Below are 11,708 nucleotides of genomic sequence, written 5' to 3'. Positions count from 1 at the left end.
GACGCAGCGTTTCAGGAACCGCTCTTGGGCGCGTCACGACCGGGACCATATGGAGGATATGAACACGCCCTCCCGCATGCCCGTGGTCTTTGTCGGCCACGGCACTCCCATGAACGCGCTCGGCGGCCCCAACGCCCAGGTTTGGCGCGATGTCGCCGACAGCCTGCCGCGCCCCAAGGCGATCCTGGCGATCTCGGCCCACTGGTGCCTGAACGAGACGGCGGTGACGGCGATGGCCGCGCCGAAGACCATCCACGACTTCGGCGGCTTCCCCCAGCCGCTGTTCGACATGCAGTATCCCGCGCCCGGGGACACCGCCCTGGCCGCCCGCGCCGCCGAGCTGCTGGCGCCGATAGCCGTACGCGCCGACCAGGACTGGGGCCTGGACCACGGGACTTGGTCGGTCCTGGCCCACATGTATCCCGACGCCGACGTCCCGGTCGTGCAGCTGGCCATGGACCTCAGCCAGCCGATGCCCGCCCACTACGATATCGGCAAGCGCCTGACGCCCCTGCGTGACGAGGGCGTGCTGATCCTCGGCTCCGGCGACCTGGTCCATAACCTGCGCGCCGCCGTCCGCGCCGAGAACGCCGCGCCGCTGGACTGGGCCCAGCACTTCCACGACGCCGTACGCGGGCGGCTATCGGCGGGCGACCACGCCGCCCTGATCGATCCCGCCGGCCTCGGCCCGGAAGCCGGCATGGCGGTCGACGAGCACTACCTGCCCCTGCTCTACGTCCTGGGCGCCACACACCCCGGCGAACCGGTCGCGCTCTTCAACGACCACATCGACCTGGGCTCGATCAGCATGCTGGGCGCGCGCATCGGCTAAAGCGTGGTGATCCATCCTGTCGGCAGCGTCGACGCGGTGACGCCTACCAGCACCATGCGATCGCCGCCGCCGAGCTCGACCACCGTGTCGGCCCCCACCTGGGAGACCGTGTAGGTTCCATAGTCGATCACCACCCGGTCGCCCTGCGCGGAGCTGAAGTCAGTCACCCGATCCAGGCCGCCGCCAGTGAAGATGTGGAAGACATCGGCCCCGGCGCCCCCGGTCACCGTGTCATCGCCCCGGTCGCCCCAAATCCAGTCGTCGCCCGCGCCGCCATCGAGGCTGTCATTGCCCTGGCCGCCTCGCACCCAGTCGAAACCGTCGCCGCCGAACTGGGTGTCATTGCCGAGGTTGCCATAGACGATGTCCCCGCCGGCATCGCCGGACAGCAAGTCGTTGCCCTGCCCGCCGACCACCCAGTCGTCGCCGGCGTTCCCGAATTCGGTGTCGTTGCCCATGTTGCCGTGCAGGTCGTCGAAGTCCGAACCGCCGAACATGCTGTCGGACCCGTCTCCGCCGCGGAGGTAATTGTGGCCTCCGGTGTCCACCACCGTGTCGTTGCCGGCGTCGCCCATAAGGCTGTCGTCGCCACCGGCCGCCCGGAGGTAGTCGTTGCCGGCGTCCCCTGCGAGGGAACTTGCGCCGCTGTTACCGGTCTCGCTCAAGGAGTCGTCGCCGCCATAACCCATCAGGGTGTTGGCGCCGCTGTCGCCCGTCAGGGTGTCACCGTAGTTGTTGGAGCCGTAGACGCCCTCGACGCCGCTGATCGCATCGGCGCCCATGCCGCCGCCAATGCCCTGCGCCCAGATCACGCCGAGATTGACGGTCACGCCGGACGAGGCGTTGGCGTAGCTGACGAAATCGAGGCCCGACCCGCCGATCATATGGTCGTCGCCCTCGGTGCCCAACAGGGTGTCGGCCCCGGCTCCGCCCATCAGGGTGTCGGAACTGATGCGTCCGCCCAGCTGGTCGCCGAAGTTCGATCCGATCACGCCTTCCAGATTACGGAAGGAGTCGGCCCCCATGTCCGCGCCGACCGTCTGGACACTGAAGATGCCCAGGCCGACGTTGACCCCCGATTCCGCGAAGGCGAAGCTGACGAAGTCGTTCCCGGCGCCGCCATCGATGAAGTCATCACCCGCACCGTCCACGATAGTGTCGTTGCCGAAGCCGCCATCGAAGGTGTCGGCGCCCGTGCCGCCCCTGAGGTAGTCGTCGCCGCCGCCGCCCCGCAGGTCGCTGGCCTCCGCCGATTGCCCGATGAACGTGTCGTTGAACGCGGATCCGATGACGCCTTCGATCGACCGGATCGTCACGTTTCCAAGGAACCCTCCGAGTGACTGAACACTGGTCATCGAAAGATCGAGCTTGCCGCCCATCGAGTCGCCGGTGTTGCCGTACGTGAAGAAGTCGAAGCCGAAGCCGCCGTTGATGACGTCGTCGCTCTCGCCGGCGATTGTATCGTTGCCGGCCCCACCGTCGATCGTGTCGGCGGCGGCTCCGCCCACGAGGCTGTCGCCGCCGTCGTCGCCCCAGAGCCCATCGCGCTCCCTCGACCCCACCAGGGTGTCGCCATAGATCGATCCGATCGCGCCCTCGACGCGGTCCAGCGTATCGGTCCCCATGCCGCCACCGACGGCCTGAGGTCCCGTCATCGACAGGTTGACGCTCACACCCGAGGTGGCCGTTGCGTAGCTCGCCACGTCGCCGAACTGAGGGCCGCCGATGATCAGGTCGTCGCCTGCGCCGCCGGAGATGGTGTCATAGCCGAGGTCGCCATCCAGGGTATCGGCCCCGGCGCCGCCCACAAGGCTGTCATCCCCCGCTCCGCCCATAAGACTGAGCGGCGTGGCCCCGCCGCTCAAGGTGTCGCCATAGGCCGAACCGACGAGGCTTTCCACAGACACCAGGGTATCGGTTCCCATGCCGCCGCCCACCGCCTGCGCCGTGGTGACCGCCAGGCTGACGGTGACGCCCGAACTGGCCGTCGCATAGCTGGCGACATCGACGCCCCCGCCGCCGACCAGCCGGTCATCGCCCCCGCCCCCCTGGAGCACATCGTCACCGCCGGCGCCGTCCAGCGTATCGGCGCCTGAGCCGCCCATCAGGGTGTTGGCGGCGCTTTCGCCCAGCAGACTGTCGTTGAACGCCCCGCCCGTCAGGTTCTCGATGCTGACCAGGGTGTCCGTGCCCTCTCCGCCGCCGACGGCTTGCGCTCCGGCGACCTGCAGGCTGACGGTCACACCACCCGTCGCACCCGCATAGGAGGCGGTGTCCAGGCCCGCGCCACCATCCAACGCATCGCCGCCAGCGTCCCCTTGCAAGACATCGTCACCGCCGCCGCCGCTCAGGGAATCATTGCCATCGCCGCCGTAGAAGCCGTCGCCGGAGGCCGTGCCGGCAAAAGTCTCGGCGGCTCCGGAATTGCTGATCTGCAGCTTCGAACCGTTCGCGAACATGAAGTTCGAACTTCCGTACGCGCTGCCCCCGAACGGCACGGTGCGACCGATCGCGGTCAGCTCCACGTGCGCCGGAACCCCGCCTGCCGCGGCCACATAGGTGACGCCGACCATGCCGGCGCTCACATTGGTGGGGAAGATGAGCACGTCGCCGGACGAGAAGCTAGCGGCCCACTCGGCGGTTATGGTTTCAAAGATGAACGTCGCCAACGGAAAGCCCCCATCATCCGCGCTGGCGCCTGCGGGTCTTCGCCTTGGCGCGCCAGGTCGCGTCCAACCCAGGGTTGGACTATTATGGGACTACTCGTGCAATCGATGCGCCAGGAGGTGTGGCGCATACTGACCCAGTCGCTGCGTGGCCTAGGCTCGCGTCCGCCGGTCGGACGCGAGCACGGGCCTTACCGCGCGAACTTCTGGAACTTCAGCCGGTGGGGGATGAGGCTGTCGGCGCCGAGGCGGCGCTTTTTGTCATCCTCATAGGCTTCGAAGTTCCCCTCGAACCATTCCACGTGGCTGTCGCCTTCGAAGGCCAGGATATGGGTGGCTAGGCGGTCCAGGAACCAGCGATCGTGGGAGATGATCACGGCGCAGCCCGCGAATTCTTCCAGCGCCTCTTCCAGGTTCTGCAGGGTCTCGATGTCCAGGTCGTTGGTGGGCTCATCGAGCAGGATGAGGTTGCCACCGGTGGTCAGGGTCTTGGCCAGGTGGACGCGGTTGCGCTCCCCGCCCGAGAGCTGGCCGACCTTCTTCTGCTGGTCGCCGCCGCGGAAGTTGAACGAGCCGACATAGGAGCGGGTGTTGATCTCCCGCTTGCCGACGGCCAGCACGTCGAGGCCGCCGGAGATTTCCTGCCAGACCGTCTTGGTGGGATCGAGCGCATCGCGGCTCTGATCGACATAGGCCAGCTTCACGGTCTCGCCGACCCGGAAGGTCCCGGCGTCCGGGGTTTCCTGGCCGGTGATCAGCTTGAACAGGGTCGACTTGCCAGCGCCGTTGGGCCCGATCACGCCCACGATGCCGTTGGGCGGCAGCTTGAAGGTCAGGTCCTTGAACAGCACCTTGTCGCCATAGGCCTTCTCGAGGTTCTCGACCTCGAGGACCACATTGCCCAGGCGCGGGCCGGGCGGGATCTGGATCGTGGCGGTGGTCTGAGCCAGACGCGAAGTCTCCTGCTCGCGGACCATCTCGTCATAAGCCGCCAGACGAGCCTTGGACTTGGCCTGACGGGCCTTGGCGCCCGAGCGCACCCACTCCAGTTCGCGGGTCATGGCGCGCTGGCGAGCCTCGGACTCAGAGTTCTCCTGGACGATCCGCTTGGTCTTCTGTTCCAGCCAGCCGGAATAGTTACCCTCATAGGGCAGGCCCTTGCCGCGATCGAGTTCCAGGGTCCACTTGGTCACCTGGTCCAGGAAGTAGCGGTCGTGGGTCACCAGGATGACGCAGCCCGGGAAGGCCTCCAGGTGATGCTGCAGCCAGGCCACGGACTCGGCGTCCAGGTGGTTGGTAGGCTCGTCCAGCAGCAGCATGTCGGGCTTGCTGAGCAGCAGGCGGGCCAGCGCGATACGGCGTTTCTCACCGCCGGAGAGATTGTCCACCGGCCAGTCGTTGGGCGGGCAGCGCAGGGCGTCGGCGGCCATCTCGATCTTGGAGTCGATGTCCCAGATGTCGGCGGCGTCTATCTTCTCCTGGAGGGCGGTCATCTCCTCCATGAGTTCATCGGTGTAGTCCTCGCCCAGCTTGGCGGCGACCTCGTTGTAGCGGTCGAAGATCTTCTTCTCTTCGCACCAGGAGATGATGTTGCCCCAGACGTTGAGCTGGTCGTCGAGGTGCGGCTCCTGCTCCAGGTAGCCCATCTTGACGCCGTCAGCGGCCTTGGCCTCGCCGTTGAACTCCTTGTCCACGCCGGCGATGATCTTCAGCAGGGTGGACTTGCCCGAGCCGTTGACGCCCACCACGCCGATCTTGGCGTCGGAGTAGAACGACAGCCAGATGTTCTCGAACACCTTCTTGCCGCCGGGGAAGGCCTTGGTCAGGCCCTGCATCTGATAAATGTACTGCTGCGCCATGGGGCGTCCGCGCTCGCTCTTCGAAAGAGGGGAATTCGGGTGCGGAGATAGCGGTCAGGGGCGTCTTGCGCAACGTCGGCGCGGCGCGGGGCTGCAATCGCGACCCCCATCGCACTGAAAAAGTCGGCGCGCCGTCCTCGGACAGCGCGCCGGAGGGGGAAGGCTTAGCGCGGGCCGGCGTTGCAGTTGGCGACGTCGAGGTCGCTCATCGCGATCCCACGGCTGGAAAAGGCGGCCAGCGGGCCGAGCGCGGCGCGCACCTTGCGGCACTGCTTCATGAAGCTGTCGAGACCCGGCGCGTACTTCGAAACGCCGAGGCAGGCGTCGCCATAGCACTTCCATTCGACATTGCTGACCATGGTTGTAGTGGGAACGGCCACGGGGGTCAGGAGCTTGGCCTGGGCGCGGTAGCCCTCGGCGCAGGCGCCATTGGCCGACAACAGGGCGATCGCCATGACTGCGGCTGAGAGAACCTTGGTTTGCACTGGAAGCTCCATGCGGATAAAAGGGCACGATCGGTCACTGATCCGGAAAGGGCACGATCGGTCACTTTTTGTCAAGAGGGGAGCTTGGCCATGGAAGGTCTGTTTTGAAGAAGGGCGAAGCCACCCGGGCGCGCATCATCGATGAGACTGGCCGCCAGGCCGCGATCAGGGGGTTCGGCGCGATCAGCCTGGGGGACGTGGCCGAGGCTGTAGGCCTCTCCAAGAGTGGTCTCTTCAAGCATTTTGACTCCAAGGAAGCCATGGAGCTGGCGACCCTCGACGCCGGGTTCGACCGCTTCATCGCCTTCGTCTGGGCGGACGCTGACGACCTGCCCCCCGGCCGCGCCCGGCTGGAGAACGTCTTCGAACGCTGGCTGGACTGGACCGAGGTTGAGAACGCCGCCGGGGGCTGCCTGATCGTGGCGGCCAGCACCGAGCTGGACGATCAGCCGGGGCCCATGCGCGACCTACTGCAGCAGCGGGTCCGCGCCTGGCGGCAGCGTCTGGCCGGCGAGATGAAGGCCTTGCGCGAACCGCCGATGAGCGATGCGGAGGCCGAGAGCGTGGTCTTCCAGATGAAGAGCTTCATCCTCGGTCACAGCGAACTACGGCGCCTGTTGGACGACACCGGGGCCCGGGCCGCGGCGCGGTCGGCGTTCGACAGCCTGATGGCGCGCACGCGCAATCCCTGAGGGAACAATCTCCCGGTCCCGCGCGTAGAGAAGGGCGACGGGCGCTCCCCCGCCCCGCCGCATCCAGTAGGAGATCCTATGCACAAGGACATCGCCAAGGGCGCCGCCAAGGACGCCTCCGGTACGATCAAGGAAGCCGCCGGCAAGCTGACCGGCAACGAGCGCCTCGAGGCCGAAGGGGTGGGCGAACGCGCCGCCGGCAAGCTTCAAAAGGGCGTCGGCAACCTCAAGGAAGCCGCCCGCGACGTCTTGAAAAAGTAGGCCGCGAACCCATCTCAGAGGCAGGTCCCGCCCCCCTCCTCCCCCAGGATCGGCGGAACTTAAGGCAGGGCCGCGCTCAATAAGGGCGCGGCCTTCGTCATGTCTGGCCAACCGCCCGCGAACGCCCTCCAATGCATTCAAAGGCGGGGTGAACATGAAACGCGCGGTGGGACTGATTGCGGGCTTGGCGGCGGCGGGCGCGGCCCATGCCGCCGAGGATCCGGCCTTCGGCGGGGTCCAGGACCTCTCCCAGGCCATGGCCCGGGGAACGGCCAGTTCCGAGAGCCTGACCAAGGCCTACCTGGCGCGGATCGCGGCCTTGGACCGCAAGGGGCCGAGGCTCAACAGCGTCATCGCCGTGAACCCCCACGCCCTGGCCGACGCGCGAAAGCTCGACGCCGAGCGCAAGGCCGGGAAGCTCCGGGGACCACTGCATGGCCTGCCCATTCTTTTGAAGGACAACATCGAGTCTGCCGATGGCACGGCGACCACCGCCGGGTCCCTGGCCCTGAAGGACAACATCACAAACCGCGACGCCCCCCTGGTTAAGCGGCTGACCGACGCGGGCGCGGTGATCCTGGGCAAGGCCAACCTCTCGGAATGGGCCAACTACCGATCATCCCGGTCCATCAGCGGCTGGAGCGCCATGGGCGGCCTGGTGCGCAACCCCTACGCCCTGGACCGCAGCGCCTGCGGCTCAAGCGCAGGCTCCGGCGCCGCGGTGGCGGCGGGCTTGGCCGTGGCGGCGATCGGCACCGAGACCGACGGCTCCATCACCTGCCCTGCGGCCATGAACGGCATCGTCGGCCTCAAGCCCACCGTGGGTCTGGTCTCCCGCACCTACATCGTGCCGATCTCAGAGAGCCAGGACACCGCCGGTCCCATGACCCGCAGCGTCGCCGACGCCGCCGCTGTACTGACCGCTATGGCGGGCTCCGACCCCGCCGATCCCGCCACGGCGGCGGCCGACCAGCATCGAACCGACTATCTGAAGGCCCTCGATCCCGCCGCGCTCAAGGGCGCCCGGATCGGGGTGATGCGGGCCACAGCCGGCCACTCGCCTCGAACCGACGCCGTGTTCGAAGAGGCGCTCACCGTCCTCAAGGCCGCGGGCGCGGTGCTGGTGGAGGTGACCGCGCCGGACGGCAAGGCCCTCGGCGATCTGGAGGATCTGGTCCTTCGGGTGGAGTTCAAGGCCGGGGTGAACGCCTATCTCGCCGCCACCTCGCCGACCCAGGTGAAGACGCGCTCCCTGGCCGACCTGATCGCCTTCAACGCATCCGAGTCGCGCGAGACCGCACTGTTCGGCCAGGAGACCTTCCTGGAGGCCCAAGCCTCGCCGGGCCTGGACGACCCGGCCTATCTGAAGGCCCGGGCGGACGCCAGGCGCCTGGCGGGCCCTGAAGGCATCGACAAGCTGCTGCGCGACGCCAAGGTCGAGGCGCTGGTGGCGCAAAGCGGCGGGCCGAGCTCGGTCGTGGACCGGGTCAATGGCGGCAAGTGGCTGGGCTCGCCCTCCAGCCTGCCCGCGGTCGCGGGCTATCCCCACCTGACCGTGCCCATGGGCTATGTGGAGGGCTTGCCGGTGGGTCTTTCCTTCATCGGAACCGCCTGGTCGGAGGCCCGACTGCTCTCCCTGGGCTACGCCTTCGAGCAGGTGACCAAGGTCCGGCGCGCGCCGACCTTCCCCGCCTCGGTCAACGGGTCAGCGGCCTTCGATCATTAGCGACGTTTCCTGCCCCGTTTACGGGGAAGGGGGGTGGAAGGAGAGAGACCGGGCTCAGTGGATGGGGCCGCACCCTCCACCGGCTGCGCCGGTCCCCTGCCCCGTTCGCTTCGCGACAGGGGCGGAAAGCTCCTAGTACCCGGGGCCGCCCATCAGCGGCGGCCCGCTGGAGTAGCCGTTCGGATACAACGGCGGCGGGGGGGGCGGACGCCCGAACCTCGACCTGCGCGGCGGGACCGGCGGGCGGGCGGTCGGCGCGCCGTCCCGCGCGTAGCCGCGCTCGTAGCCATCGACCTCCCAGCCATAGCGGCCCGAGGCGTCAAAGCCGCTCTCGTCGGTGATCGCCCTGGGCGCCTCGATCATGGGGCGGCAGTAGACGCCGGGCGGCATCTGATAGTGACAGCCCTGCGAAGAATAGACGTAGTTGGGCTCGGTGACCGGCTCGACACCGCGCTCATAACTCACCCCGGCGCCGATGAAGCGATTGCCGCCGACCTCGGGGCGGCCCCCCGCGAAATGGGCGCCGTATTCGTCTGCGGCGATGGCGTTCTGACGCACACGGACCTTGCCATAGTCGGACAGCACGCCGCGACGCACGCGGATGATGCGGTTGCGGTTCAGTTCCACCTCAGCGCCGCGGTCGACATAGACCCCGGTGATCCAGTTGCGGATGACGCTGTTGGCGATCAGCAGGCTGCCGGCGCCGCTGCGCTGATCGCGCACGGTGATGGCCGTGGAGCCCGGCAAGCCGGGGCCGGGCGAGATCACCCCGACCTGCACCAGGCGGCTCTGGCCGGGTGCCGGGGTGATGTCCAGGCCACGCACGTCGGCGCTGATCTTCGATTGCAGGATGTCCACCGCCGCGCCATCGGCGAGGATGGCGGCGTCATTGGTGCGCGCCTCGACAAGGCTGTTGCGCATGATCAGGCTGCCGCCCTGGACGAAGATCGCCGAGGCGTCGCCCTGGTAGCGGAGCGACGAACGGATCAGCGCCACGTCGGCGTCCTGCGCCTCGATACACGCGCTGCGACCACCCTGGTTGGCCTCGATCACCAGGTCGCGAATCTCGACACCCTTTACCCCCGGCGCGATGCGGATGCAGGGCGAACCGTCGGGCGGGCTGAGCTTGGCCACGCCGGAACCGACATTTCCGAAGGCCGGAGGGCCTTCGCCGGCGATGACCACCGGATGGTCGATCTCCAGGGTCTCGCGGCAGACCCCGCCGCGCGAGCGGATATAGAGCACGCCGTTGTCGGCCAGGTTGTAGATGGCGTCGGCCAGGGGCGTAGGGCCCCTATTGGGGTCGGCGCAGTCGACGGTAATGGAATCCAGGTACAGCGGCGGGCGCGGGCCCGACGGATAGCCGGGACGATAGCCGCCCGGAGCATAGCCGCCGCGCCGGGGCTTCCAGGCGCCGGGGCGATAGGTATGGCGCAGGGGCGGGGCCAGCAGGATGCCGAAGTTCGGGCGGATCTGCTGGTCGATCTTTGCGTCGGGCAGGGCCTGCGCCTCGCCCGCAAAGCCGAGGGTCATGACGCAGGCCACGGCGGCGCCAAGGCCCGCCAGGCGGCGAAGGGCTTTTGCGATCACCGGTAATTTCCTTCTGTAGGCCGGCGTGGTGTGCGAGCCACCTGGGCCAGAACCTCGCGCAGGCGCTGGGCGGACGGCTTGAAGCCGGCCAGCGCGCCATCGATCTGGTAGGAGACGGCCGAGGCCTTGTCCTGGTCGGCGACGCCGGAGACCCCCAGCGAGAAATAGGTCGACATGGCGTACTTGGCCTCGGGACTGCCCTGCTTGTCGGCCTCCGCGAACCAATGGAACGCACGCGCATAGTCCCGCGCCACGCCCACACCCTCGGCATACATCACCGCCAGAGCCAGTTGTGAGCGGGCCGAGCCATTCACCGCCGCGTACTGGATCGCCCGAACCTTCTCCAGGGACGTGAACACCCCGGTCGTCGGGCGGCCCAGCATGGCCTGGAAGGTCTGGACGTCGCCGGGCGACAGCTGGTTCAGACTGCTCACCGGCTGCGGGATCACCCGCAGATAGGCCAGCGCCGCCCCAATGTGCTGGAAAGGCAGTTCGTCAATGCGGGCCAGCGCGACGCCCTCGGCCTCGCCCAGGGTCAAGGCCTCATCGGAATGCGGCACGCCGCTATCGGGGGCCAGGGGCGGATAGAACTCGTAGGGCGGCACCCAGCGCCGCGCCTTGGCCTCGGCGTCCGAGCCCAACGAGGCGCGCTCCACGGAGGACTTCTCGAAGTCCTTCAGCATCACGTAGCCGGCCACATCGCCGGCCTGGGCGGCCAGGTAGTTGTATAGATAGACGTCGACATCGTTGCGGGTGAACAGGGTCGCCGCGGCGGGAGGCTTGACCTGGTTCAGGTCGCGCGGATCGACCGGCGAGCCGTCGGTGGGGTCCCCGAACGGTCCGAAGGCCGAGTCGTGCAGTCGCGCCAGAGTACGGAAGCCCGCAGCGCCCTGGCTGGACAGCACATAGATCACCCGGTCGCGGACCTGCTGGCGCTCGTCGGAGCTCATGCGGTCCAGCATCCGGTCCATGGCCAGATAGGCGCCCCGGCGCTCGGCCGCACGGCAGTCATTGAGCTTGTTGCCTGCGCCGCCGCGATTGCCCTTCTTGTGGTCCCCACGGGCGATGATCGGCGCGTAGCCATCCGGATTGGACAGCGCCATCTCGTACCAGACGGCCGACTCCACCGGATCGGCGAGGTTCTTTTCCTGGGCGTCGCGTCCGGAATAGCGCCGAGCCAGATCGATCTGGGCGAAGAAGTCGCCCTGGAATCCCTGGCGCCGCAGGGCGCGGACTTCCTGTTCCTGGGCGTTGAACTGCGGCTGCACGCCGATCGAGGCCTGCGGCCGCGGGCAGGCCGGACCGCCGGCGGCCACACGTCCGGCGCCGCTGCTGCCGCCGCCAGGATTGTCATTGGGCTGACAGCCGCCGCTCAACGGAATGATGGCGGCCAGGACCGCCAAGGTAAGGCCCCCACGAACGATGCGACGCACGCCGAGGGCTGCTTCATGGAAAATGGCCATGCGCTCCCCCTTAAGCGTTAACCATAGTTGAACTGTTCACTAGCGTCTCGCCCCCACCCCCTGTCAAGCTTGGGCCGGTGATCTCTCAAACTGTTAAGACTCGCCTGAATGGCGAGTGAACAACGCCGCCTTCG

At 67.9% G+C, this 11,708-nt stretch carries 9 protein-coding genes; 4 read left to right on the top strand and 5 right to left on the bottom strand.

What is annotated here, in order from left to right:
- Positions 1–58 precede the first annotated feature (58 nt).
- Positions 59–832: a 4,5-DOPA dioxygenase extradiol gene (gene ygiD / locus Q7J39_RS13910; RefSeq protein WP_304826050.1), complete on the top strand. Its 774-nt coding sequence runs from the start codon at positions 59–61 to the stop codon at positions 830–832.
- Here ygiD and Q7J39_RS13905 read toward each other — a convergent pair.
- The 3 genes from Q7J39_RS13905 to Q7J39_RS13895 all read right to left on the bottom strand — a co-directional run bounded on the left by Q7J39_RS13905 (position 829) and on the right by Q7J39_RS13895 (position 5,842).
- A complete protein-coding gene (locus Q7J39_RS13905; RefSeq protein ID WP_304826047.1) occupies positions 829–3,405 on the bottom strand; it encodes a calcium-binding protein in 2,577 nt (858 codons plus the stop codon). The two genes, ygiD and Q7J39_RS13905, sit on opposite strands and share 4 nt — an antisense overlap.
- Before the next feature lie 284 nt (positions 3,406–3,689).
- Positions 3,690–5,357, bottom strand: coding sequence for an energy-dependent translational throttle protein EttA (gene ettA / locus Q7J39_RS13900; protein ID WP_304826044.1), 1,668 nt, complete (start codon positions 5,355–5,357; stop codon positions 3,690–3,692).
- A 164-nt stretch (positions 5,358–5,521) separates the two neighbouring features.
- Positions 5,522–5,842, bottom strand: a complete 321-nt coding sequence (locus Q7J39_RS13895) for a hypothetical protein (RefSeq protein ID WP_304826040.1) — start codon at positions 5,840–5,842, stop codon at positions 5,522–5,524.
- Positions 5,843–5,946: 104 nt separating this feature from the next.
- On the opposite strand from Q7J39_RS13895, the gene Q7J39_RS13890 reads away from it, so the two are divergent.
- From Q7J39_RS13890 to Q7J39_RS13880, 3 genes are all read left to right on the top strand, one after another.
- Positions 5,947–6,534 (top strand): TetR/AcrR family transcriptional regulator, encoded by a 588-nt coding sequence (locus tag Q7J39_RS13890; protein WP_304826037.1) that lies wholly within the window; start codon positions 5,947–5,949, stop codon positions 6,532–6,534.
- Between the two features lie 78 nt (positions 6,535–6,612).
- Positions 6,613–6,795, top strand: a complete 183-nt coding sequence (locus Q7J39_RS13885; protein WP_304826035.1) for a CsbD family protein — start codon at positions 6,613–6,615, stop codon at positions 6,793–6,795.
- A gap of 154 nt (positions 6,796–6,949) precedes the next feature.
- Positions 6,950–8,521 carry an amidase gene (locus tag Q7J39_RS13880; protein WP_304826033.1) on the top strand — a complete coding sequence of 524 codons (1,572 nt, stop codon included), beginning with the start codon at positions 6,950–6,952 and terminating at the stop codon, positions 8,519–8,521.
- Positions 8,522–8,653: 132 nt separating this feature from the next.
- Here Q7J39_RS13880 and Q7J39_RS13875 read toward each other — a convergent pair whose 3' ends face one another.
- Both Q7J39_RS13875 and Q7J39_RS13870 read right to left on the bottom strand, forming a co-directional pair.
- Positions 8,654–10,111, bottom strand: coding sequence for a hypothetical protein (locus Q7J39_RS13875; RefSeq protein WP_304826031.1), 1,458 nt, complete (start codon positions 10,109–10,111; stop codon positions 8,654–8,656).
- Positions 10,108–11,574 carry a tetratricopeptide repeat protein gene (locus tag Q7J39_RS13870; RefSeq protein WP_304826028.1) on the bottom strand — a complete coding sequence of 489 codons (1,467 nt, stop codon included), beginning with the start codon at positions 11,572–11,574 and terminating at the stop codon, positions 10,108–10,110. Before Q7J39_RS13870 ends, Q7J39_RS13875 begins: the two co-directional genes overlap by 4 nt.
- Positions 11,575–11,708: the final 134 nt, after the last annotated feature.

It is taken from the genome of Phenylobacterium sp., assembly GCF_030651185.1.
In the GTDB taxonomy this organism is placed as follows: Bacteria; Pseudomonadota; Alphaproteobacteria; order Caulobacterales; family Caulobacteraceae; genus Phenylobacterium.
The sequence above is the reverse complement of the archived record's forward strand: the minus strand, read 5'-3'. Positions and strand labels throughout refer to the sequence as shown.